Source organism: Marinifilum sp. RC60d5, from assembly GCF_052400665.1.
In the GTDB taxonomy this organism is placed as follows: Bacteria; Bacteroidota; Bacteroidia; order Bacteroidales; family Marinifilaceae; genus JBQTGK01.
Genome location: NZ_JBQTGK010000002.1, coordinates 803,417 through 827,783 on the forward strand (window position 1 = coordinate 803,417; position 24,367 = coordinate 827,783).

General features: G+C 32.2%; 19 protein-coding genes. 13 read left to right on the forward strand and 6 right to left on the reverse strand.

Annotated elements, in window-relative coordinates; all coding sequences use genetic code 11:
• The first annotated feature begins 32 nt into the window (after positions 1-32).
• From ACT3CE_RS07220 to ACT3CE_RS07250, 7 genes are all read left to right on the forward strand, one after another.
• Positions 33-1,241, forward strand: coding sequence for a glycosyltransferase (locus tag ACT3CE_RS07220; RefSeq protein WP_444709090.1), 1,209 nt, complete (start codon positions 33-35; stop codon positions 1,239-1,241).
• A 45-nt stretch (positions 1,242-1,286) separates the two neighbouring features.
• Positions 1,287-2,492, forward strand: a complete 1,206-nt coding sequence (locus ACT3CE_RS07225) for a glycosyltransferase (RefSeq protein ID WP_444709091.1) — start codon at positions 1,287-1,289, stop codon at positions 2,490-2,492.
• A 9-nt stretch (positions 2,493-2,501) separates the two neighbouring features.
• Positions 2,502-3,635: a sugar-transfer associated ATP-grasp domain-containing protein gene (locus ACT3CE_RS07230; RefSeq protein ID WP_444709092.1), complete on the forward strand. Its 1,134-nt coding sequence runs from the start codon at positions 2,502-2,504 to the stop codon at positions 3,633-3,635.
• A 63-nt stretch (positions 3,636-3,698) separates the two neighbouring features.
• Entirely contained in the window at positions 3,699-4,838 is a 1,140-nt protein-coding gene (locus ACT3CE_RS07235; protein WP_444709093.1) for a sugar-transfer associated ATP-grasp domain-containing protein, read from the forward strand.
• 1 nt (position 4,839) lies between these two features.
• Positions 4,840-5,448: an acyltransferase gene (locus ACT3CE_RS07240; protein ID WP_444709094.1), complete on the forward strand. Its 609-nt coding sequence runs from the start codon at positions 4,840-4,842 to the stop codon at positions 5,446-5,448.
• A 30-nt stretch (positions 5,449-5,478) separates the two neighbouring features.
• Positions 5,479-6,666, forward strand: coding sequence for a glycosyltransferase family 2 protein (locus tag ACT3CE_RS07245; protein WP_444709095.1), 1,188 nt, complete (start codon positions 5,479-5,481; stop codon positions 6,664-6,666).
• A 120-nt stretch (positions 6,667-6,786) separates the two neighbouring features.
• Positions 6,787-7,926 carry a glycosyltransferase family 4 protein gene (locus tag ACT3CE_RS07250; RefSeq protein ID WP_444709096.1) on the forward strand — a complete coding sequence of 380 codons (1,140 nt, stop codon included), beginning with the start codon at positions 6,787-6,789 and terminating at the stop codon, positions 7,924-7,926.
• A gap of 97 nt (positions 7,927-8,023) precedes the next feature.
• Here ACT3CE_RS07250 and ACT3CE_RS07255 read toward each other — a convergent pair whose 3' ends face one another.
• The gene (locus ACT3CE_RS07255) at positions 8,024-9,151 is read right to left on the reverse strand and encodes a hybrid sensor histidine kinase/response regulator (RefSeq protein WP_444709097.1); all 1,128 of its coding nucleotides are present in this window, start codon (positions 9,149-9,151) and stop codon (positions 8,024-8,026) included.
• Positions 9,152-9,388: 237 nt separating this feature from the next.
• Between ACT3CE_RS07255 and ACT3CE_RS07260 the strand changes: the two genes are divergently transcribed.
• The 5 genes from ACT3CE_RS07260 (at position 9,389) to ACT3CE_RS07280 (ending at position 18,977) form a co-directional block, all read left to right on the forward strand.
• Entirely contained in the window at positions 9,389-9,931 is a 543-nt protein-coding gene (locus tag ACT3CE_RS07260; RefSeq protein WP_444709098.1) for a heme NO-binding domain-containing protein, read from the forward strand.
• Positions 9,928-12,900, forward strand: a complete 2,973-nt coding sequence (locus ACT3CE_RS07265) for an ATP-binding protein (protein ID WP_444709099.1) — start codon at positions 9,928-9,930, stop codon at positions 12,898-12,900. The genes ACT3CE_RS07260 and ACT3CE_RS07265 overlap by 4 nt, the downstream gene beginning before the upstream one ends.
• A gap of 203 nt (positions 12,901-13,103) precedes the next feature.
• Positions 13,104-15,473, forward strand: coding sequence for a hypothetical protein (locus ACT3CE_RS07270; RefSeq protein ID WP_444709100.1), 2,370 nt, complete (start codon positions 13,104-13,106; stop codon positions 15,471-15,473).
• Positions 15,474-15,623: 150 nt separating this feature from the next.
• On the forward strand, positions 15,624-17,828 hold the full coding sequence (locus tag ACT3CE_RS07275) for a patatin-like phospholipase family protein (RefSeq protein WP_444709101.1): 2,205 nt from the start codon (positions 15,624-15,626) through the stop codon (positions 17,826-17,828).
• 93 nt (positions 17,829-17,921) lie between these two features.
• On the forward strand, positions 17,922-18,977 hold the full coding sequence (locus ACT3CE_RS07280) for a DUF6268 family outer membrane beta-barrel protein (protein ID WP_444709102.1): 1,056 nt from the start codon (positions 17,922-17,924) through the stop codon (positions 18,975-18,977).
• A 56-nt stretch (positions 18,978-19,033) separates the two neighbouring features.
• On the opposite strand, the gene lysA is transcribed toward ACT3CE_RS07280, so the two are convergent.
• The 5 genes from lysA to ACT3CE_RS07305 all read right to left on the reverse strand — a co-directional run bounded on the left by lysA (position 19,034) and on the right by ACT3CE_RS07305 (position 23,596).
• A complete protein-coding gene (lysA, locus tag ACT3CE_RS07285; RefSeq protein ID WP_444709103.1) occupies positions 19,034-20,197 on the reverse strand; it encodes a diaminopimelate decarboxylase in 1,164 nt (387 codons plus the stop codon).
• Between the two features lie 26 nt (positions 20,198-20,223).
• Entirely contained in the window at positions 20,224-21,534 is a 1,311-nt protein-coding gene (locus ACT3CE_RS07290; RefSeq protein WP_444709104.1) for an aspartate kinase, read from the reverse strand.
• A gap of 324 nt (positions 21,535-21,858) precedes the next feature.
• Positions 21,859-22,203, reverse strand: a complete 345-nt coding sequence (locus tag ACT3CE_RS07295) for a phenylpyruvate tautomerase MIF-related protein (RefSeq protein WP_444709105.1) — start codon at positions 22,201-22,203, stop codon at positions 21,859-21,861.
• 128 nt (positions 22,204-22,331) lie between these two features.
• On the reverse strand, positions 22,332-22,679 hold the full coding sequence (locus tag ACT3CE_RS07300; RefSeq protein ID WP_444709106.1) for an arsenate reductase family protein: 348 nt from the start codon (positions 22,677-22,679) through the stop codon (positions 22,332-22,334).
• Positions 22,680-22,696: 17 nt separating this feature from the next.
• Entirely contained in the window at positions 22,697-23,596 is a 900-nt protein-coding gene (locus tag ACT3CE_RS07305; RefSeq protein ID WP_444709107.1) for a LysR family transcriptional regulator, read from the reverse strand.
• A gap of 94 nt (positions 23,597-23,690) precedes the next feature.
• Here ACT3CE_RS07305 and ACT3CE_RS07310 point away from each other — a divergent pair, with 94 nt between their 5' ends.
• Complete coding sequence (locus ACT3CE_RS07310; protein ID WP_444709108.1) at positions 23,691-24,362, forward strand: type 1 glutamine amidotransferase domain-containing protein; 672 nt, start codon at positions 23,691-23,693, stop codon at positions 24,360-24,362.
• Positions 24,363-24,367: the final 5 nt, after the last annotated feature.

The following is a 24,367-nucleotide window of genomic DNA, read 5'->3' on the forward strand; positions in this document are numbered from 1 at the left end:
AAATTAATAGATAATAAGAAAAAAATCTCAATATGGAAGCATTGATAACTATTATAAAAATAATTGAGCTGGTATTGTTTATTTATTTAGCAATGGCAACAGTTTATTTTTTTATTTATGCATTTGCAGGAATCTTTAAGATCAGATATAAAAAAGAAATCAATGATAAGCAGCATAAATTTGCTGTCCTTATTCCAGGATACAAAGAGGATTCGGTGATCTTGAATGTTGCAAAGGATGCAACAAAACAGGATTTTCCGGCAGATAAGTTTGAAATTGTAATTATTGCAGATTCTTTTCAGCAATCTACTCTGGATGAACTCATGAAACTCCCGATACGTTTAATCGAAGTATCCTTCGATAAGAGTACAAAAGCAAAAGCATTAAACAGGGCAATGGAGATTTTAGGTGATGATTATGATGTGGCTTTGATATTGGATGCTGATAATATTATGAAACCAGATTTTATATCTAAATTAAATGTAGCCTTTCAGCGGGGATATAAGGCTGTACAGGGACATAGAGTCGCCAAAAATACTAACACCGCATTTGCTATTTTAGATGCTGTAAGCGAGGAAGTAAATAATCACATTTTCCGAAAAGGGCATCGCGTTTTAAATATGTCTTGTGGTTTAATTGGTTCGGGAATGGCATTCGATTATTGTTTTTTTAAAGAAATTATGAGCAATGTTAATGCAGTTGGAGGTTTCGATAAAGAGTTGGAGCTAAAACTTTCAAAAGCCAAAATAATGGTTGAGTATTTGCCTGAAGCTTATGTTTTAGATGAAAAGATTCAAGATTCAAAAAATTTCTCAAACCAGCGTCGTAGATGGTTGTCTGCTCAGGTAGTCTACTTAAGACGATATTTCTTTAGTGGTTTGTTTCATTTGTTTTTTAGAGGTAATCTTGTGTTTTTCGATAAGGTGTTTCAAATGATGCAACCTCCTCGTATTTTATTGTTAGGTTTTACTGGCCTTCTTGCTATTTTACATACAATTGGATTAATTTTTAGTATAGAATTAATCAATAATCCACTGATTTCTTCGATGCAATGGATAGTAGTTTTTGTCTTGGTGTTTGTATCATTTTTATTGGCTGTTCCTCGTAAATTTTATAATGTTCATACTCTTAAAGCTGTTTTAACTTTGCCCAAAGGGTTTATCTTGATGTTGATCTCCTTGCTGACAATCAAAGGTGCAAATAAAAAATTTATTCATACCGAACATGGTGCAGATGAGTAATTTATAAGAATTGTTGGTGAAATAGGATTTAAATATTTTCTAAATATGAAAGAAAAAAAAGATATCATCTGTATATCAAATACAACCTGGCATGGTGAGTTTACCAAATCGACAGTTCAGTTAATGTCTCGCCTGGCAAAAAATAATCGTGTTTTGTTTGTTGAGTATGCTTTTACCTGGAAGGATATTTTTACCACTTTTATTGGAAAAAGAAATGCTCCAGTAAAACGAATGCTTGGATTAAAGTCTAGGTTAACAACAATTAGAACGGATCAGGGAACAGACGTGTTTCACTTGGTAGTACCACCTGTTTTTCCGGTTGACTTTATTAAAAATGATAAACTATTTTCTTTCTTTTTCGGTTTAAATATCACATCCTATAAAAGAACTTTGAAGCGTACGCTACGAAAAATTGGCTTCACAAATCCATTGAATATTACAGCATACAATTCTTTTTATGGTTTACCTTTAATAAATAAATTAAGCGAAGCCTTAAACGTTTATTATTGCTACGATGGATTAAATTTAAGACGACATGGTAAGAGGATTTTAAAAATTGATGAGGAGTTTTCAAGAAAAGTAGATGCTGTTATTGTTACTTCAGACTTTTTAAAAGCCAGCAAAGAAAAATTCAATTCTAATAGTTTTGTAGTCAAAAACGGTGTTGATTTTAATGTGTTTTATGCATCAGCAAAAAAAGATCTGACTAAAAACAAAAGAAAAAAAGTTGGTTATATTGGTAGCCTGGACAGACGTTTCGATATTGATACATTAGAGTATGCCGTTCGGCAATTGCCTGATTATGATTTTCATATTACAGGTAATCTAAGAAACCTGAAAATTAAGGAAAGGCTTGGCCCATATTCAAATGTTGAATTTTCTCCCCCAGTAAAACCTCATGAGGTACCAGCTCTTTTGGCCACTTATGATGCAGGAATCATTCCTTACATAGCTAACGAACTCAATAAAAATATTTATCCCTTAAAAATAAATGAATATTTAGCGGTGGGAGTTCCTATAGTTATGACTGCTTTTGCTGATCTTCCTGACTTTGATGGTGTGATTTCTGTAGCAGCTACTAAAGAAAATTTTGTTCAGATGCTTAAAAAAGAAATTCGTAATGATTCAAAGGAAATGATTGCATCGAGGATAAAATTTGCTGAAAATAATTCGTGGGAGAACAAGGCATTCGAATTTAATAATCTTTTGGATGCTTTTTTAAAAGAGAAAACTTTAAGTAAGAACGAATAGAATATAACTATGAAAAAAAATATATACTGGTTTTGGAAAAAGCTATCTGAACGAAAATCTCGTGAACATTATAGAGAGCATTATAAAGCAGAGATTGAATATTTCGAGAATTATAAGGATAAAAAGTTGGCTTTTACCATTAAAAGAGAAATGAAAGCCTTGCAAAAGTATTGGGGATGTTATCCATTTCAATATGTAAGGTATGGTATGTATAAAAATACGTGTAATATGAGTCTCACAGAGATGAAAGAGTATGTGCCAAACTATTTTGCTTATTATCTTTTTTTTCCAAAGAAAATTAAATGTTACGGTATTGTAAGCGAGGATAAAGAATTGTCCCATCGGCTTTTTGATTCGTATCGGGTTGCTCAGCCTGAGATGTTGTTTCAGTATAAACAAGAGTTATTTTACGATCATGAAAAAAATAACATTGATGATTTTGATGTTGATAAGATTATTGCAAATTCGAAGGCTGTAAAGTTATTCTTAAAACCCACCACAGGACTTGGGGGACAGGGAATTATTGTTTTTAATAAAAAAAGTAGTTTTGTTGATAAGGAGGGGACCGAACTTACTGCTAATTTTGTTCGCAAACATCTTAGCAAAAAAGATAACTATATTGTTCAGGAAGGTTTAGAACAACACGATGAAATAAATAAAATTTATGCGCATTCGGTAAATACGTTTAGGGTAAAAACCAGATTGATTGATGGAAAGGCAGAGATACTTTTTGCTATGTTACGAATGGGGCAAGGAGGAAATCAGCTCGACAATGCAAGTTTGCAAGGCTTGGTGTGTAAAGTAGATGTAGATACCGGAGAATTTGATAATTTGGGGTATACCAGTTTAGGAAGAACCATGAAATCACATCCCGATTCAAATTTTGTTTTTGAAGGTTATACCTTCCCATACTGGAAGGAAGTAAAAGAATTTGTTTTGATAGCGGCCCAAAAAATGGAAACTATTGGATATATAGGCTGGGATATTGCCTATACCGTAAACGGCCCAGTTGTTATTGAAATGAATGCTGCTGCTGGTTTGGAATTTCTTCAGGATTGCCATGGTGGAGTGCGAAATGCTTATGGAATAGAAAATCCTAAAGAATATTGGTATAGTGATAATTATGCTATTAAAGATTTGTAATAAATAGAATGAATAGAAATCGAATGAAAACAAACTTAGAATCTTAACGATAAATCGCATCAAATGGAGTTGAAAAGCAAATTTTATAGATTTTGGAAAATGCTTGCTGAACGAAAATCAAGGGAGCATTACAGAGAGTTGTATAAGGCGGAGTATGAGTATTATAGTTCGTATGCTGATAAAAAACCTGCTTCTGTAATGAAAAGGGAGATGAACGTGCTTCAAAAGTATTGGGGTTGTTATCCTTTTCAGTATATACGGTATGGTATGTATAAAAAAGATTGTAAGTTAAGCCTTGAAGAGATGAAGGATTACATTCCTAATTTTTTTGCCTATTTTCTGCTTTTTCCGAAATCATATAAAGAATATGGTATTATATCAGAAGATAAAATACTTACCTATCTGGTTTTTGAAACCCTTGGGGTTAAGCAGCCAACACTTTTATTACAATATAATCACGGATTGTTTTATGATTTTAGGAAGAATCCAATTGGAAATAAAGAGGTAGATGAAATTATAGAACAGACTATAGCTGATAAATTATTCCTAAAACCATCTTTGGGACTTGGTGGACAAGGAATTTTAGTATTCAATAAAAAAGAAAAATTTATTGATGAAGAGGGGAATCAAATCTCGGCGGAGTTTATTAAGAAAAATCTTGATAAAAAAGAAGATTACATCTTGCAGGAAGGAATTAGACAACATGATGAGTTAAATCAAATTTATCCACATTCGGTGAATACTTTTCGGGTGAATACAAGGATAATTGAAGGGAAAGCTCATATTTTATTTTCCTTTTTACGAATGGGACGGGGTGGAGGTCAGCTTGATAATGCCAGCCTTAAGGGATTTGTGTGCAAAGTTGATCCAGAAACAGGAGAATTTGCCCCCGAGGGAACTTCGAAACTTTTTACCAGAATTGATAAACACCCGGATACAAATTTTGAATTTGCAGGTTATAAATTTCCTTATTGGAAAGAAGTAAGAGAGTTTGTCTTGAAGGCAGCAAATAAATTGGAAAATATTGGTTGCATTGGATGGGATATTGCTTATTCGGTTGATGGGCCAATGGTTATTGAAATTAACGCAGGAGCAGGTTTACAAAGTCTGCAGGATAACTACGGTGGAGTACGAAAAGCCTTTGGTGTTGATAATCCAAAGACATACTGGTACAGTAAAAACTACGGAATAAAAGATATGTGATATGCTTGATAAGATAAAATCAAATTCCAAGTTAAAGGCTTTTGTACTTTGGAGTATTGCTCCAAAACGAAATCCAAAACCTCGTTTATGGGTGCGCTGGTTTGTAAATCCATTTATACATAAAAAAGGAAAAGGAGCTACTGTTAGAAGAAGAAGTCGGATTGATGTTTTTCCATGGAATCGTTTTGAAATAGGGGCATTAACAACTATAGAAGATTTTTGTACTGTTAATAATGGCTCTGGTCATGTTTTACTTGGCGATAAGGTAAGAATAGGAATAGGTAGTGTTGTAATTGGTCCGGTAGAAATGGGTAATGGTTCAGGATTAGGGCAACATGTTTTCGTGTCTGGATTTAATCATGGATATAAAGACGGTAGTAAAAATTCTAGTGTTCAAGCTCTCGATATTAGACCAACACAAATTGGAGAAGACTCGCATATTGGTGCCAATTCAGTTGTTTTGGCAGGAGTTAAAATTGGTAAACGTTGTCAGATTGGTGCAGGAAGTGTGGTGACCAAAGATATTCCCGACTTTTCTGTGGTAGTTGGTAATCCTGCAAGAGTAATTAAGAAATTTAATCTTGAAATGAATCAGTGGGAAAAAGTTTAAACAAACTGAGAAAATAATACTACTTGACTTATGAAATATATTGAAATAACATTTTGGATTGCACTTTTTATTATTTTTTACTCGTATTTAGGTTACGGAATACTTCTTTATTTAATAATTAAGTTAAGACGATTGTTTGGCTTGTCTAAAAAATTTACCGGAAACGAAAATTATGAGCCCGAGGTAACCTTGTTTGTAGCCGCATATAACGAAAAAGATTATGTAGACCAAAAGGTAAAAAACTCGAAGAGTTTAAATTACCCGCAAGAAAAAGTTCGACAAGTATGGGTAACCGATGGTTCGGATGATGGAACTCCTGATTTACTGCGTAAATATGATGGAGTAGAAGTGTACCATGAAGATGTACGTGGTGGCAAGATTGGTGCTATGAACCGCGGAATGAAATTTGTTAAATCGCCAATTGTTATTTTCTCTGATGGAAATACAAATCTTGGAGAAGACTCTATTCAGGAAATTGTCAATCTATTTAAAGATCCTAAAGTGGGTTGTGTATCGGGAGAAAAGCGAATTTACCAAAAAGATACTGATGCGGCAGCTGGTGCCGGTGAAGGTTTATACTGGAAATATGAATCAACCTTAAAAAAATGGGATGCAGAATTGTACTCAGTAGTTGGTGCTGCGGGAGAGTTGTTCGCAATTAGAACTGAGCTTTGGCAGGAAGTAGAGAAAGATACTTTGCTTGATGATTTTATCATTTCTCTGCGAGTGGCCATGGCCGGATATACAATAGGATACAATCCTAATGCTTATGCAATTGAAACTGCTTCGGCAAATGTAAAGGAGGAATTAAAACGTAAGGTACGTATTTCAGCTGGTGGCATTCAGTCTGTTGTTCGATTGAGTCCACTTTTGAACTTGTTTAAATATGGGACTTTATCATTTCAATACATTTCACACCGAGTATTGCGCTGGACTTTAACACCATTATTATTGCTGTTAATTATTCCTTTAAATTTTGTTTTGGCATACAATTCCGGAATGAATCCAGTTAATATTTATACAATTCTTTTTTATGGGCAAATTGCTTTTTATGTAGCTGCATTAATAGGTTGGTTTTTAGAGTATCGAGAAATAAAAATAAAAGTTTTGTTTGTGCCTTATTATTTCTTTATAATGAACCTTTCGGTGTACCTTGGTTTTCGTAGGTATATAAAAGGAAATCAATCTGTTAAGTGGGAAAGAGCTAAGCGAGGATAAATTATAATGCTATTACTAACAAGACTTACTTCATGGTAAGTCTTCTTTTTTATGATAATACCAACATATAAAGTTAGTTTAAAAGTATGTTCAGAAGAATTACTTTAAAAATATTTCGAAATGAGAATAGGTATTGAAGGACAAAGGTTATACCGCAAGAAGAAACATGGTATGGATATGGTTGCTTTAGAATTAATTAAAAATCTACAATTAATTGATAAAGTAAACGAATATGTCATTTTTGTAAAGCCCGATGAAGATAATACCTGTATTCCTTTAGCACCAAATTTTAAAATTGTAGAGTTAAAAAGAGTCCCATTTCCTTTTTGGGAGCAATGGCTGCTTCCTAAAGCTGCACATGCTGAAGGGTGTGATATTCTTCATTGCACAAGTAATACCGGTCCAATTTGGTCGTCGGTTCCATTAGTTACAACACTTCACGATATTATTTATCTTGAAAGTTTAAGTATCTTAAAAAAAGAAGGAAGTTGGTATCAGAAACTTGGTAATTTATATCGCAGGTGGGTTGTTCCATTTGTAATTCGTAAAAGTATAAAAATAGTTACGGTCTCTAATTTTGAAAAGCAAAGGATACAGAATTTTTTAGAGGTTAAGCATGATTTAGCGATGATTTACAATGGAGTAAGTGATCATTTTAAAAGAATAAGCAAAGCGGAAATATTAACAGAAGCAAAAAATAAATATAAATTACCAGATAATTTTCTGCTGTTTTTAGGAAATACAGCACCCAAGAAAAATACACCCAATGTTCTTCGTGCTTTTGCTGATTTAAATGCATCAAATAACACCGATCAAAAGTTGGTGATGCTTGATTTTGAGGAAAACCAACTACAGAAAATTTTATCTGATATTGGTAGTCCCGAGATTCGTAAAGACATTTTATTGACAGGCTATGTTGTTAATTTTGATTTACCTGCCATTATAAATCAATCTCAATTACTATTATATCCATCATTACGAGAGAGTTTTGGTATTCCAATATTGGAAGGAATGGCATGTGGAGTTCCTGTAATTACGTCAAATACCTCATCGATGCCAGAGATTGCTGGAGATGCTGCATTACTTGTTAATCCAGATGATTCGCAAGAAATTACAAAAGCAATTTATAAAATTTTAGAAGATGATGAATATAGAGAAGATCTTTGTTCTAGAGGAATGAAACGAGTAAAAGAGTTTTCCTGGAATAATATGGCTTTAGAATATCTAAAATTATACGAAGAGGTATATTCGAAATTATAGCTTGTTGAGAACGTATTTTTTAGTGTGAATAGTTTTACATTGCAAGTAAACAAATCAAAAAAATAAGCCATCTAAAATTATTGATGGCTTTCGTTTTTTAATTTTCACCAATAGGTAATTCCAAAATAAATTTACTTCCTTTTCCTGCTTCACTTTCCACAAGAATTTTTCCCTGCATTTTTTCTGCAAAATTATTAGCAACTTTTAATCCCAGGCCGCTGCCCGATTCTCCATTTGTTCCATAGGTAGAAAGGTGTTCGTTTTCGTTAAATAATTTTGGAAGATCTTCTGCAGGAATTCCAACACCAGTATCTGATATTACAATTCTAAAATCTCCATTTATGTTATCGGTTGAGATACTGATATCACCTCCTTCAGGCGTAAATTTTATGGCATTAGATACGATGTTTTTAAGTACCATTTTTAACATGTAAGTATCGGTATGGACTTTTAGTTTCTCTTTAATTTTAGGAGAGAAACTAATTTTTTTCATGTTCAAGTTATTTTTGAACATAAAATAGGTGCTTTCCACTAATTCTTCTAAGACAATATCTTCGGGATGAAACTTTAGAACTCCGCTTTGTGATTTTGCCCATCCAAGCAAATTTTCTAATAATTCCGAAACATCTTCGCTCGATTGAACCAGAGTTTTCATTGTTTCTTTATAATCATCGCTGCCATATTCAAAGAAATCTTTATCCAAAAAATCTAAAGTCATTTTTATATTACCCAAAGGTCCGCGTAAATCATGACCTATTACCGAAAACATTTTATCCTTTAACTTATTTAGATCGCTTAAATGATCGCTTGTTTCCTGCAATTCATCTCTGGTAAATTTTAATTCTAGATGAGTTTTTATTCGAATAATTAGTTCTTCTTTATTAAAAGGTTTGGTTATATAATCTACTCCACCCAGCTCAAAACCTTTTACAATTTTTGATTTTTCGCCCACAGCCGTTAAAAATATAATGGGTAAATTCTCATTTTCTTTTTTTGATTTTAGAATTTTACAGACTTCGAAACCATCCATTTCCGGCATCATAATATCTAAAAGAATCAAATCAGGATTTGTTCTTCCCACTAAGTTTAATGCATCTTTTCCGTTAGTGGCGATAACTATTTTAAAGTTTAGCTCTCGAAGAGTTAAGGCAACAATTTTAAGGTTGTTTGGATTGTCATCAACAACTAAAACGGTAGGTGTTTTTCCAGGTAGGTCTATTTTCATATTATAGTAAATAAATATTGAGTAGTATTTTTGTGAATTTTGTTATGATCTTCAAATTTTCTACGAAAAATCCCTACGTAGGTTTTGAAAAATATTGATTTTATTTTTAATAAAGTTAATAAGATATTGAACTATGTTTGTTTTTTCTCGTAATAAAATTTAATGTCAAAAGCCTTAGCTTTTTACCATTAACTATTACACAATAAATTTTAACTACTTATATATTTACTGTCGCTTATGAAAGGATTAGTTTTTTGTGAATTTCTGGATATGATTGAAAAGGAATTTGGATACGAAACTGTAGATCATATTATCGAAAAATCTGATTTACCCAGCAAAGGTGTTTATACATCGGTGGGCACTTATTCTCATGAAGAAATATTTACTCTTGTTACAAAACTAAGTGCGAAAACCGGAATATCAGTAAGTAAATTATTTTATACTTATGGGGTATACGTTTTTGAGGTATTTGTAAAGTCATATAAAAAAAATAGTTTTTTACACATCAATGCTTTTGAGTTTTTAAATAGAGTTGAAGATACCATCCACGTACAGGTTTTAAAATTATATCCCGAAGCTGAGTTACCAAAAATAGAGGTGAGAAAACAAACATCTACTTCTATGGAGTTGATATATACTTCACAGCGAAAAATGGCCGATTTTGCAGAAGGATTAATTCAAGGTTGTTTAAATCATTTTAATGAAAAAGCAATAATAAGTAAAGAATTCCTTAATCAGGATCAATCCGAAGTATTATTTATTATTCAGAAAAGTTTATGAGTAAGGAAAATGAAATAATGCGACGTAGGTTAGAAAGAGAGAAAGCAGCTCGTTTTCAGGCCGAAAAACTTTTGGAAGAAAAGTCTCTTGAACTTTATGAATCGAATCTGCAGCTTAAAAGTTTAAATAATAATTTAGAGCAGCTTGTAGAAGATAGAACACTGCGTTTACAGGAAACAGAGCAGGAATATTTTACTTTGGTAGAAAGTATTACCGATATAATTTGTAAAGTAAATCTGAAAGGAGAAATTATATTTGTAAACCAGATTGCCAGTCAAATACTGGGGCAATCCAAGGAAAATTTGTTGGGAAAAAGTGTTTTGAGCTTTGTACCGGATGAATATCGAAGAAAGATTTTTCAATATTTTGCCCGACAGTTCATCACAAATAAATGTATTAGTTATTTCGAATTGCCAATTCTTACCCGAGATGATAATGTTTTATGGGTTAGAGTAAACGTGCAATTTACCGAGGATAAGTGTAAAAATTGTGAACTAAAAAGGTGCTTTTTAGCGGGTACTCTTGAGGAGGTTACTTCACAGAATAATTGTAATTTTAAAGAAATTATAATTGTAGCTCATAATATTACCGAACGAAAGAAAAATGAATTTGAAATAGCCCGCAATTTAAAACAACAGCAAATTTTAACCGAAATATCGGTAAATTATAATTCGCTCGACGATTTTGAAAGTAGTACTCGCGAAACAGTAAGAATTATTGGAGAGCATACCGGGGTTAGTCGAGTGTATATTTTTGAAGATAGTGTCGATAGAAAAACAACAAGTAATACTTACGAATGGTGCAATAAGGGTATACAATCTAAAAAGAATGAATTACAGAATATCCCCTATAACACAATTCCATCATGGAAAAAATTACTAAAAGAGGAAGGAATTGTATATTCCGATACTATTGTCGATTTGCCTGATGATTTGTGGAAAATGCTCGAGTCTCAGGGAATAAAATCAATTATTGTTTTGCCCCTTGTAATTTCAGGTAAAATGTTTGGCTTTATTGGCTTTGATGAATGTGACACGAATCATTTATGGACAAAGTCGGAGATCGAATTGCTACGAACCATTAGTAGTATGATTTCGACAGCATTTTTAAGAAATCAAATTCAAACTAATCTTGTTTTAAGCGAAAGAGCAAATCGTGGCATAATAAATTCAATTCCTGATGAAATTTTAAAGTTAAAACGTGATGGAGAAGTAATTTCATTTCAGTCGAAATTTGAATATAGCTTATTTGATAAATTAAAAAATAAGGATGTTAACTCTATTTGCGATGTTTTAAACGACGAATTGTGTAATTCTTTTATATCGGCAATTGAAGAATGTTTGGTAAAGGGGAATTTTGAATTTAATTATAGCAGTTTTAACCGAGACAAAATGCTATATTCTGAAGCTCGTTTTGTTAAGTTAAATACTGAAGAAGTGTTAGTTATCATTAGAGATGTTACCGACCTTAAAGAGAAAGAGCAGCAACTACAAATAGAAAAAAATAAAGCAGAACAAGCCTCTAAAGCAAAATCGGAATTTCTTGCCAATGTGTCTCACGAAATTCGTACACCGATGAATGCTATTCTCGGATTTAGTGAATGGTTACATTCTAATGTTGAGAATCCTCAACATAGAAATTATTTGCATACAATTTTAACTAGCGGCCGTAATCTTCTTGCTTTAATTAATGATATTCTCGACCTTTCAAAAATTGAATCAGGTAAGATGAATATCGAGTTAGAGCCTATGCAATGTAAAATTGTAATCAATCAAATTAAACAGGTATTTAAACAGAAGCTTGAGATTAACAATTTAGCATTTAATATTACGGTAGATAGCTCGGTACCTCAATATATTTATATGGATGAGGTTCGTTTTTATCAAATTTTATTTAACCTGGTAGGAAACTCAATTAAGTTTACTGCGAAGGGATATATCCATGTATCGGTTTCGGCTGTAAAAACAAGTGATCCTAATGCAATAAATCTATTTTTAAATGTAGAAGATACAGGAATTGGAATTAAAAAAGATCAGCAGGAAAATGTTTTTAAAGCATTTACTCAGCAGAGCGGACAAAGTAACAGGTATTACGAAGGAACAGGCTTGGGTTTAACAATTGTAGGAGGTTTGCTTAAGAAATTAAACGGGGAAATAAGTTTGCAAAGCGAAGTTGGAAGAGGATCGAAGTTTACTATAAAATTTAAAAATGTAAAAATAGCAGAAGTATCGTGCGATGAGGATTTAAAAACAAAAGAATTAAATAATTTCACTTTAGAACCATGTAAAATACTAATTGTTGATGATTTAAAATTTAACATATTGGTGTTAAAACGAATTGTTGAGTTCGAAAATGTTACTTTTTTAGAAGCAGAAAGTGGAGAACAAGCCATCGAATTAATGGAAACTGAAACACCAGATATTGTATTTATGGACATTCGAATGCCTGGAATGAATGGATATGATGCTACAGAAGTAATTAAAAATAACGAAGAATGGAAAGATATTCCGGTGGTTGCGTTTACAGCTTCGATAATGAATGACGAGTTGGATAGAATTCATGCATTATTTGATGAATATCTGCAAAAACCAGTTTTTAGAAAAGATGTATTTGCTGTACTTAAACGATTTCTTCCATACCGATATCTTGATGAAGAAGAAAATGAAGTGGTAGAACAAGAGATAAAATTCTCGGAAGAATGTATTCGTATTTTACCAGAGGTTATCTCTAAACTGGAAGATGAGTTTTTTGGCGAATGGAATAAAATTAAAGGTGATTTGATAATTTATGAAATCGAGAAGTTTAGTGAGGATTTATCAGCATTTGCTTTCAAAAAATCATGTAAAATTTTAGATGTTTATTGTAAAGAGTTGGATATGGCAATTCAATCTTTCGATATTGAATTAATAGAAAAACAATTGAATGGATTTGATAAAATGATCGAAGATTTAAAATCATATTTAAAATAAATAAAATTATAAATATAAAGCCCGCTGCAGTATTTGTTGCGAGCTTTGTTATATCTGATATCTAATAAATAAACAAGTAATTAAGAGATGTTTTGTAGCGCAATTCTAATTATTAAAAAGACTTTAATAATTTAAGTTTTAGTGAGGATAGATAAAAAACAACTACTTTAGTGCTTTGTATTCAGGCCAATTTAAAAATAACTATGAAACTTGATAGAATTAAGCTTAATATAGAGGAAATACCCTTTAAAAAATCACTTAGTTTTCGTCCTTTAATCAACAAAATTAAAGAAGAGCAGAAAGCAAATGATTATCCTAACATACAAGCCGAGGCGATACTAAAAATGCTAAAGGAAAAACCCGAATTGGAAACATCCGATTTTGATATAAAAGAGGTGTCTGCATATAGGGAAAGTATACATATTTTAATGAGTTATTTTTATACTCCATCTCAATACCGAAACTCAATTGGAGTGGTTGCTACTCCTTTCGACGATGAAAATTTCTATTTTACGCCCAAATACAAGGAACTGTATGGGAACGAAAATTTAAAGATCGAGCTTGTAGGACAGAGTGAGCAGGACCAGTGTTACAAGACTTTTACATTGTTATTTTATGCATATTCGATGATACTGGAAAAGTTCTACGGTAAACAACTCGGAGATGAATATTTCTTTTTATACAAAATAACCGATAAATTAAATGATCTTGTAAAATATTATAAACTAGAGTTTGATAAAACATGTATTGATATTTCTCATCAGGGAGAGTTGCCAAAAATAAGTGAAGAACAGTTCTATACCATGCTAAATAATCCCTTAGATATGGATTTTTGGATGAAGGTACTTCCATTAAATAACTTTACATTTTGTGGATTTTTACCTTTTCAATATGTCGATGTTAGTCAAATTGAAATTATATCTTCCTTAAAATCTCAATTGCTCGAAAAAGCATCAATTATAAAAAAAGAAAATTTTGAACAGTTGGAGCAAAATATTCGCTCATTACTGCAGTTGCCAAATTTGAACCTGGGAATTATTTCTTTTAGTATGAATCAGGGTAATGTAGAGAACCGAGCAAATTACTGGCACGGTTTCTTAAGTCCCGAAAAGTTTAATTGCGACGATTACAGGGGAACAATTTACGAAGAAGCAGCGAGCTTAAAATCGGTTGTTTTGGTAAATGATCTTTCAAAAAGAGAAAATCTTATGCCGCTTGAGCAAGCTTTATTAGATCAGGGAATAAATAACATAAGTATTATTCCACTTTATAATGGTCAGGAATTGGTTGGCATTATGGAAATAGGATCTACTCAGGCTCATGATATTACATTCTCGAAACTGAGAGTTATAAAGGATATTATTCCCGTTTTTTCAATTGCAATTCAGCGTACCACTGAGGAGTTGCAAAATAAAATCCAGGCAATTATAAAAGAAGAGTGTACCGCTATTCATCCGAGTGTTGAATGGCGATTTTTAGATGCAGCCTCAAATCTATTGCTTGCAAAAGAAACTGGTGTATCTTCAAAAATGGAGGAAATTGTGTTTTCAAATGTTTACCCATTGTATGGTGCCATTGATGTACGTCACTCTTCCGATATTAGAAATCAGACCATTCAGGATGATTTAGTGGAACAATTAAATTTGGCAAAAGAAGTGCTGCTTAGGGTATATGATAATATAAATATGCCTATTTACGATCAGTTAATTTATAAGGTCGATTATTTTATAAATGGAATAAAGGAGAATTTATCTTCGGGTGATGAAATGAATGTTTTGGGTTTTTTGAGAAGTGATGTTGAACCTCTATTCGATCATTTTAACGAAAATGGAGAAGAAGTACATCAGGCAATTTTAAATTATCGAAATAATATCGATTCAGATCTTAATATTGTTTACAAGCGCCGAAAAGATTTTGAAGATAGTTTAGCCTTTATAAACGAATGTGTAACTTCTTATTTGGAAATCGAAGAGGAGAAAGCTCAGGCAATGTTTCCGCATTATTTTGAAAAATACCGTACCGATGGAGTAGAGCATAATATTTATATTGGAGATAGTATAGCCAATGGAAAAAGCTTTGATCTTATATATCTTAAGAATTTAAGATTATGGCAATTGATTGTAGGTGCCGAACTGGCAAGAAAAACTGAAAAATTAAAAGAAACTTTACCGATACCACTCGAAACTACGGGTTTAATATTGGTACACTCGCAGGCTCTAGCCATTCGTTTCCGTCAGGATGAAAAGAAATTTGATGTAGATGGTGCCTATAATATTCGTTACGAGATTGTTAAAAAGAGAATAGATAAAGCCCTTATAAAAGGTACAAACGAGAGATTAACTCAGCCAGGAATGCTGGCAATTATTTTTAGCGAAGAAAAAGAAATAGAAGAGTATAAACGCTATCTAGAATATTTAATTGCTTTTGGATATTTTGAAGATAATATCGAATCATTGGTTCTCGAAGATTTACAAGGTGTATATGGTTTAAGAGCAATAAGAATAAAGGTAAAGAAAGGAAAAGAGGAGAAAGATGTACTTAAAATGGTAGAGAATTTAAAAATGAATAATTAATTTTATCGTATAATTATCCAATTGATATAAAAAGAAAATTAAATTTGATTGCTTCTGTAATTAGGTCTACAAGTTTCCTGATGAAAATCGTCTTATTCAATTAAGTTATAGGCTAATGTTTAATATCTCAATTGAAAGAAAATATTGAAAATGAAATACACCATTCTGTTTGCTCTTATTGTTTTTTATGCTTTTACAACTTCTGCACATAATATTCAGGATTCCACTGTAAATAGTAAAAGGCCAAAAATCGGTTTGGTACTAAGTGGAGGCGGAGCCAAAGGATTTGCTCATGTTGGAGTGCTTAAAGTTATTGATGAGTTGGGAATTCCGATTGATTATATTGCCGGAACCAGTATGGGAAGTATTATTGGTGGATTTTACGCAATTGGTTATTCGGCAGTTGATATAGAAAAAATGATTTTAAGTCAGGATTGGGATAAGCTGCTTGCTGATGAAATTTCACGAAAATACGTTCCTTTTCATGAAAAAGTAAATTATGAAAGAAGTGTTTTGTCCTTTCCAATAAAACCGAAAGGAATACAGTTGCCAAGTGGAATTGTAAATGGGCAAAATATTATTAATTTATTTGAAAGGTTATCAATAGAATATCACGATGTTAACGACTTTAAAAAACTTCCTATTCCGTTTGTTTGTGTTGCCACAGATATAGAAACCGGAGATGCAATTGTACTTGACAAAGGATATTTGCCCGAAGCCATGAGAGCTAGTATGGCGATTCCAACAGTATTTTCACCTATCGAAATTGATGGTAAACTTTTGGTTGATGGAGGAATGGTTAACAATTTTCCGGTAAAGGAAGTGATCGATATGGGTGCCGACATTGTAATTGGGGTAGATGTGCAATCGGGGCCTAAATCAAAAGAAGAATTGCATTCATTTCTGGATATTATAAACCAGACTGTATCTTTAATGGCACTTAAAGAGTTTAAAAAGAATGTAAATTATGTTGATGTTTATATTAGACCTGATATTGGCGATTATTCGGTTGGGAGTTTTAAAAATGCTGATTCTTTAATTTATAAAGGCGAAAAAATTGGACGAGAATTTATTCCTGCCTTAAAAAAATTAAAAGAGAAATACCATCTTAAAAAGAATATAATAAAGAAATATGAACCACCTGTAGATACAACAAAATATTATCTTAAAAATATTGAGTTTCAGGGTTTAAATGAAGTAAGTAAATCTTTACTGGCAGGAAAATTGAATTTAAGTACTCCTGGAGTAGTCTCTTTGTACCAGTTGCAGAAAGGTATTAATCGTAGTTTTGGAAGTAAATATTTCGATAATGTAGATTTTAAATTACTTGGCAATAAAACAAAATCTTTACAGGTAAGAGTAAAAGAGAGAACTACAAAACGATTTAATGTAGGATTAAGATACGATTCTGATAACAAGGCAGGCGTGCTTTTGAATACAACATTTCGTAATAAATTAAGAAGTGGATCTCATTTATCCTTCGATTTAAAATTGGCCGAAAATCCTAGATTCGTAACAACTTACGCAATAGACAATGGATTAAAGCCAGGCCTTACTTTACAAGCTGAGTATAATGATTGGGAAGTTAACGCTTTTGAAGATGGTGACAAAATTGGGAGTTATGATCTCGATTATATTAAATTAGATGTGAATTTTCATTCGATTTTCAGAGAATCATATTCCATAGGTTTTGGAGCAAAAGCAGAGTACTACAATTTAAAATCGAATTTTAACATATCAGATTTAAATTTAGTTAAAGAAGATGATTACTTTTTTTCGTATTATGCATTTTTAAGACTCGATTCTCACGAAAAAGCATACTATCCTAAAAAAGGAATAAGTTTGTATGGTGAATATAAATTGGTAACGAATAATGGAGCAAGTCTCGAAGGAATGGAACGACCAGCCTCTATTGCTTATTTAAAGTTTCAGAAGGCCATAAGTTTGAATTCAAATTTTACTATTTACCCTAAAATATATGGTAGAGTGGTTTGGGGTAAAAATATTCCCGACTTTTTTAATACTTATACGGGTGGAATAGACCAAACCGATTATTTTGATATTCAAATTCCATTTGTAGGATTAGAAAGGATGGAGATGAACTCGACCAATTCAGTTGTGTTTAGAGCAGATTTTCAATATGAATTATTCCGAAATAATTATCTGATTTTTAAAGCTAACATAGGAAGGTTAAGTGAGGATATTAATCGATCGTTTGAGAGTGGAAAATGGGTAAGAGGAGTTGCTTTAACCTATTCGTACAATAGTTTAATAGGACCAATGGAATTTTCTTTAATGTATTCCAATAAAAAAAATAAGGTCTTAAGTTATGTAAGTTTGGGATACTGGTTTTAATAGTGAGGTGTTTGGTAATATAAATTTGTAAAAAAGTTAATTAGAGTATAACCTTTTGATCTCCTTAAGATAAATATCATGTAAATTTAATTTATGTTAAAATATTGTTTCTTTTTTGTTCTTTTGCTTTTTATATCATCCGGGCTTATTGCTCAGAACGGAATTGATACGACTAAATATGACTGGAACCCCAGAATAAAAGGAGTAGGGCCAGTTCGTGGATTATCTGCATCTCTTCATACAAATTCAGCATTCGATGTAAGATCGAATTCAGATACTTATGGTAATGGACAGGGAAAAATAAAATACAATCGTATTTTTAAAACGAAAGTGCGTTTCCCATTGTATTTAAACGATAAGATAAAACTAGCCGGTAGTTTTGAATACAGCGACGAAGAAATTCATTTTGAGAATATCGAGCAAAACGATTATCCTCTTTATAAAAGTTTGGATGATAAAAATATGAAAAGTATTGGTGGTAGCCTGTATTTAATGACTCATTTGAAACGAAACAGGTATTTTATGCTTCGTTTTAATGCAAAATTAAAAGGCGATTATTGGAAGGAACATATTGGAAATGTAAGGAAATATACTTTTCTAAAAATGGAAATATCTCCCGTAATTGGTTGGAAAGTAAATAAATATAAATCATGGGGTGTTGGTTTAGCCTTTTCTTATACGTTTGGAGACCCTTTGGTATTTCCAACTTTTATTTATAACCATACTTTTTCTGATAAATGGGGTGTTGAGGCATTTTTACCTGCTAGACTTAAGTTGCGATATCAGCCATCGAAATTGTGTTTTTTATATGCAAAAGCAGGCTTAAAAGGTGGCAGTTACAGTATCCATTTAGACGATTCGGAATTAAGTGAGTTTAAAACATTGGAACTTAGAAAATCAGATGTTAATTTTTCTTTCGAGATAGAAAAAGGATTAACAGATTGGTTGTGGCTTTCGTTTGAGTATGGCTATCGGGCAAATATTAATTTCGATGTTACAAACGAAAATCATACATTAAGTTTATCGGGTAGTAAAATAACTCACGAGAATAATATTATCGATTCTTATGCCAAAGGAGGAATGTTTTCTAATATTACTTTGTTTATAACTCCATCTAAATCATTACTTAAAAAAATAGGTATTAAATAGAAAAGGCAATATTCAAGTAAGAATATTGCCCTTTTTAATAGGTAATATATATTTGTTTACGCTGGGTCTATTTCGTCAGAAAATACTGCATTGGCAATATTTCTTAAATTGTATTGCGAAGCCATTGCTTCTCCGTAAGCACCGGTTGTTCTTAAAGCAATTAAGTCGTTTCTTTTTGTTTTTGGTAACTTTACCGATTTGCCAAAACAGTCCGACGACTCGCAAATAGGTCCCACAACATCGTATTTATCTGTTTCGCCATTGGCGCTTACATTTTCTATTTTGTGATAAGCCTGATACAATGCAGGACGCAATAACTCAGTCATTCCGGCATCTAAAATGGCAAATTTTGTGTTTACACCATTTTTCACATACAAAACTCTTGACATTACGCTTCCACACTGGGCAACAACAGAACGTCCCAATTCAAAATGCAGTTCCTGATTTGCTTTTAGATTCAAAAATTCATCAAAGATTGCAAAGAAAGTAGTAAAATCGGGAATCGGATTTTCATCCGGGTTTTCGTAATCTACACCAAAACCACCACCAACGTTAATAAGATCTACAAAAATTTGTCTTTCCTTAAACCATTCCTGAATTTCGTTTATTCTTAGGCAAAGACCTTTAAAAACACTTAAATCGGTAATCTGCGATCCAATATGAAAATGCAGACCAATTAATTTAATATTTTTAAAAGTTTTTAAATTCTCTATAACACTATCGAACTCCCAGCGGTTAATTCCAAACTTATTTTCCTCAATACCAGTTGTAATATAATGGTGAGTGTTGGCATTTACATTTGGGTTAATACGAATTGCAATTTTTGCAACTTTACCTTCCTGTTTGGCCAACTCGTTAATTAATTCCATTTCTGGAATCGATTCACAATTAAAACAAAAAATATCTGTTTCCAAAGCGGTTTTTATTTCCTTATCGGATTTACCTACTCCTGCATATACAATTTTACTGGCAGGAAATCCGCATTCAACCGATCTGGAAATTTCATTGCCACTAACACAATCGGCACCAAAACCATACGATTGTATTTTTTGCATGATTTTCGGGTTCGCATTTGCCTTTACAGCATAATGAATATGATATCCATATTTCGAAGATTCGGATTGAATTGAATTAAGAGTTTGCTCCAATATATTCATATCGTAAAAATAGAATGGAGTTTCTAATTGGTTGAATTTATCTATTCGCGTACTATTAAACATGATAAAAATTGATTGTAAGTGATACTCTAAAACAAATGATTACTTAATGCCTGAAGTGCGGCTACTTTATCTTCTTTGCTTACTAAAACAGAAATGTTGTGTAAGCTTCCTCCGTACGAAATCATACGTAATGGAATGTGCTCAAGAGCCTCTAATACTAACTTTGCACTTCCGGCCGATTCCGAAATAAAATCGCCAACAATACAAATAATCGATTGGTCTTTATCAATTTCCACATTGCCATATTTTACCAATTCCGATTCTATTTCCTTAAGGTTCGAGTCGTCGTCAATGGTAAGCGATACTGCAACCTCTGATGTTGTAATCATATCGATAGGAGTCTTGTAAATTTCGAAAACCTCGAATACTTTTCGCAAGAAACCATAAGCCAGTAACATTCGTCCCGATTTAATTTTAAGCGCAGTAATCCCATCTTTGGCAGCAATAGCTTTTATGCCTTTTCCTATCGAGTCATCGGATATTAAAGTTCCTTCATCTAAAGGACTTAGTGTGTTTTTTAAACGCACCGGAACGTGATTTAATTTGCAGGGCACAATACTCGATGGGTGCATAATTTTAGCCCCAAAGTAGGCTAGCTCGGCAGCTTCGTCGAATGATAATTGCTTTAATGCACTTGTGTTTTCAACATACCTTGGGTCGTTGTTATGGAAACCATCAATATCAGTCCATATCTGAACCTCTTCCGATTGAAGTACCGAACCAATTAAAGATGCAGTATAATCACTACCACCTCTTTTTAAGTTATCTACTTCTCCGTAAACATTACGGCAAATAAATCCCTGAGTAATAAATAATTTATGTTCCGATTCCTCAGATAAAATACGTTCTAGATTTTCTTTTATATAGAAATAATCAGGTTCTCCATCTTTGTCGATTCTCATGAAATTTAAGGCTGGCAAAAATGTTGAGTTAACACCAATTTCAGATAAATAGTAGTGAAACATGGCTGTCGAAATCAACTCTCCCTGTGCTAAAATTGCCTTTTCCTGAAGTGTGGTAAAGCTTCTATAGACAAAATTTCTGATATAATTAAAATGAGAATTTATGAGTTCATTACCTTTCGACTTATATTCTTCGGTGGTGTATAATTCTTCAATACGTTTTCTGTATTGAGTCTCTAGCTCAGAAATTTTTTCATTAGCCAGATCATTATTCTCTTTGTATAATAAGTCAGTAATCTCAACCAAAGCATTGGTTGTGCCTGCCATTGCTGATAAAACAATAATTCTTGATTCATCTGCCTGTACTAGTTCTGCCAGATTTTTAATTCTTTCAGGTGATCCAACCGAAGTACCACCAAATTTTAAAACTTTCATTGGTTAATAGTTTTTTAGTTTTTTCAGTTTTCCAGTTTATCTGGAGTGTTGCTTAGTATAAAATAAATATTCAAAAAAAGCCTGCAGAATTCTGCAGGCTTCTATATTTTAAGAGCATCACATTATTCTACAAATCTACAAAAACAGCAACTGTTTATTGCGTTTATAAAGCTTTTTATATTTGTAAATTAATGTTTTCATCTCTGCTTATCTCAATTTTTCGATGTAAAGGTGTGTAAAATTTTTATTAAAGCAATAAAAAACATGTAAATTGTTAAAAAATTAACTGATTATTTATTTTCAAACGTTTGCTTTGTTGGTAAATCAAAAAAGAATACCATTCCAACCCCAAAAACCTCTTGGTACATCCATAAATTCAACCTGCACTCTGTCTTTAGGGATTTTTAGTTTTTCTTCAACTAAATTGGCAAACTTTTTTGATAAGTCTTTTGTTTTGGTATCAGGTAAACCAATACTTTTTAGCTGAAGAAAAATGGTAGAATCGTTGTTTCCACCTAATGTCATTTCAATTTTTGGTTCAAAAACAGTCATTACATATTTTTCAGGTTTTCCTAGCTCGAAAGAAATAAGAGCTGAACATTCCTTTAAAAAGTTTTGCTGCTTTTTGCTTGAAAAGCTTTTGTTAGTTTGAACTTTTAAATAAGGCATAAGTAAAAGTTTTAAGTTTAGTAACAATCAAAAAAAACGATAAAATTTTAGTGTGGTATCTTAAAAACAGAGGATAAGTTATTATTTAATAAGCTATTTACAAAATTACAGCCATACTTCTTATTTGTTTAGAGTGCCGATTTTGCATTTTCCACGGTCTTTTTCGAGTTACCTATAAATATATTATCATCAACGATTAATACTGGTCGCTTTAAAAAGGTATATTCCGAGAGAATATAATTTTTGTATTCTTCTTCGCTTAGTTTTTTATCTTTTAAGCCTAATTCTTTATATTTCATTGCGCGTCGGCTAAATAAACTTTCGAAACTCCCGGCCATTTTAGCCATCTCTTCCAATTGTTGTTTGTTAATTTTTTCGGTTTTAATGTCTTGATATATAAATTCGGAACTCAAATTTAATTCTTTAATAATTCTGGTACAGGTCGAGCAAGTTGATAAATAGTATATTTTTTTCATCTGTTTATATTTTTTAATTATTGATTTTCCTTTTCTAAAAGGATTTTTATTATCTCTTCAGTTTGTTTTAAATTTTTACTTTGAGTTTGAATTGCAAAATATTTATTGTTATAAGTAGTTTTAACTCCTTGCCATAACTCTTTAATTTCTTTTTTAATGAGCAAATCTTTACACAAGCTCGAGGGCAAAATACAAATGCCTTTGTTGCGTTGAATTGCCTCTAGCATTGCACTTAAATTAGGGATTACATATCGTGGTTTAAAATAAGGTTTCTTTTTAAAATTTTGAGACCAAAACGATTTTATGGTTTCCATTTTATAGGTGTAGGAGTACCAGTTTTGCTGACTCAACCATTTTTCGGCTTCATCTAACTTTTTCTTATATACAAACTGATTAAATGGAATTGTATCCAAATTTTTGCTGCAAACTAATAAAACAGCCTCCTTACAAAGGTGTTTGTATTCGATATTTTGATGATTGTGTTGTAGTGTGGTAATGGTTAAATCCAACTCTTTAGCGAATAGTTTAGACTGTAAGTCTTCATTTTCTCCAAAAGTAAATTCAACGTTCATTGCAAGTTTATCAAGTATATCGGCAAAAGCATGAGTAAACATTTCTATTGACATACCAACTTTTGCTGATGGTAGGTTTTTAAGGTTTCTTCGTTTAAAATTCTCTTCGGTTTTTTCAAGTTGAAGAATGGCCTCCTCAATTTGATTGTAAAGCTGTATTCCATTAGGCGTTGGCAACATTTTTCGGGGTTTACGCTCAAATAGCTTTACTCCCATATAAGTTTCAAGAGCGGTTAGTTGTTGGCTAACACCTGGTTGGCTTAGTAATAAAGTTTCGGCTGCTCCTGTTAATGTTCCACGTTCGTAAATGGCTTTAAAAGTTCTGTACCACTCGAGATTTACCATATTGTATAAATTAATTTATACAAAAGTATAAAAAGAATAATTTTTCTTATAGAAAAAGTCCACTTAACTTTGTTCTAAATAATAAATCAGAAGCATGAGTAAAGTATTATTTGCGGTAACTAGTCATTTTAAAGATAAAGACGGGTGGGAATCTGGTTGCTATGTGCTAGAAGTAGCTGTTCCTTATTTTTATTTGCTTAAAAATGGAATTGAGATGGATTTTGTATCTCCAAAAGGAGGAGCAGTTCCCGTTAAGAAATTGGATTTAGATGATGCAAAGGTGAAAAGTTTTCTCGTAGATAAGAAAGGAGGCGAAAAATTTAGAAATAGCTATTCTCCGCAAGATATTAATGTGGATGATTACGATGCAATCTATTTTCCAGGAGGATTTGGTGTAATGTTTGATTTGCCAGACAACAAAAATATAGCAGAGATAACCCGCAAAATATACGAAAAAGGAGGTGTTGTGTGTTCGGTTTGTCATGGCGGTGGCGGATTACTTAATGTGAAACTTTCTGATGGATCCTTTTTGGTAGAAGGTAAAAATATTACAGCATTTAGTAATAACGAAGAAGAAGCACTGGGTACAGAATCTAAATTACCTTTTCTTTTGGAGACAAGCTTAAAAGATAGAGGTGCAAATTATTCATCTGTAGCAAATTGGCAGGAGTATGTAGTGGTGGATGGTAGATTAATAACAGGACAAAATCCCGCATCGGATCTTTTAATGGCAAAAGAACTTGTGAAGGCTTTAAATAAATTATAATTAAA

What these genes read in the sequence shown, in the direction of transcription:
- ACT3CE_RS07255 (WP_444709097.1), bottom strand. Translation starts at nt 9,151, where the DNA reads ATGAAAATAGACCTACCTGGAAAAACACCTACCGTTTTAGTTGTTGAT.
- ACT3CE_RS07230 (WP_444709092.1), top strand. Translation starts at nt 2,502, where the DNA reads ATGAAAAAAAATATATACTGGTTTTGGAAAAAGCTATCTGAACGAAAA.
- ACT3CE_RS07225 (WP_444709091.1), top strand. Translation starts at nt 1,287, where the DNA reads ATGAAAGAAAAAAAAGATATCATCTGTATATCAAATACAACCTGGCAT.
- ACT3CE_RS07240 (WP_444709094.1), top strand. Translation starts at nt 4,840, where the DNA reads ATGCTTGATAAGATAAAATCAAATTCCAAGTTAAAGGCTTTTGTACTT.
- ACT3CE_RS07270 (WP_444709100.1), top strand. Translation starts at nt 13,104, where the DNA reads ATGAAACTTGATAGAATTAAGCTTAATATAGAGGAAATACCCTTTAAA.
- ACT3CE_RS07310 (WP_444709108.1), top strand. Translation starts at nt 23,691, where the DNA reads ATGAGTAAAGTATTATTTGCGGTAACTAGTCATTTTAAAGATAAAGAC.
- lysA (WP_444709103.1), bottom strand. Translation starts at nt 20,197, where the DNA reads ATGTTTAATAGTACGCGAATAGATAAATTCAACCAATTAGAAACTCCA.
- ACT3CE_RS07260 (WP_444709098.1), top strand. Translation starts at nt 9,389, where the DNA reads ATGAAAGGATTAGTTTTTTGTGAATTTCTGGATATGATTGAAAAGGAA.
- ACT3CE_RS07300 (WP_444709106.1), bottom strand. Translation starts at nt 22,679, where the DNA reads ATGAAAAAAATATACTATTTATCAACTTGCTCGACCTGTACCAGAATT.
- ACT3CE_RS07305 (WP_444709107.1), bottom strand. Translation starts at nt 23,596, where the DNA reads ATGGTAAATCTCGAGTGGTACAGAACTTTTAAAGCCATTTACGAACGT.
- ACT3CE_RS07245 (WP_444709095.1), top strand. Translation starts at nt 5,479, where the DNA reads ATGAAATATATTGAAATAACATTTTGGATTGCACTTTTTATTATTTTT.
- ACT3CE_RS07250 (WP_444709096.1), top strand. Translation starts at nt 6,787, where the DNA reads ATGAGAATAGGTATTGAAGGACAAAGGTTATACCGCAAGAAGAAACAT.
- ACT3CE_RS07220 (WP_444709090.1), top strand. Translation starts at nt 33, where the DNA reads ATGGAAGCATTGATAACTATTATAAAAATAATTGAGCTGGTATTGTTT.
- ACT3CE_RS07290 (WP_444709104.1), bottom strand. Translation starts at nt 21,534, where the DNA reads ATGAAAGTTTTAAAATTTGGTGGTACTTCGGTTGGATCACCTGAAAGA.
- ACT3CE_RS07295 (WP_444709105.1), bottom strand. Translation starts at nt 22,203, where the DNA reads ATGCCTTATTTAAAAGTTCAAACTAACAAAAGCTTTTCAAGCAAAAAG.
- ACT3CE_RS07265 (WP_444709099.1), top strand. Translation starts at nt 9,928, where the DNA reads ATGAGTAAGGAAAATGAAATAATGCGACGTAGGTTAGAAAGAGAGAAA.
- ACT3CE_RS07235 (WP_444709093.1), top strand. Translation starts at nt 3,699, where the DNA reads ATGGAGTTGAAAAGCAAATTTTATAGATTTTGGAAAATGCTTGCTGAA.
- ACT3CE_RS07275 (WP_444709101.1), top strand. Translation starts at nt 15,624, where the DNA reads ATGAAATACACCATTCTGTTTGCTCTTATTGTTTTTTATGCTTTTACA.
- ACT3CE_RS07280 (WP_444709102.1), top strand. Translation starts at nt 17,922, where the DNA reads ATGTTAAAATATTGTTTCTTTTTTGTTCTTTTGCTTTTTATATCATCC.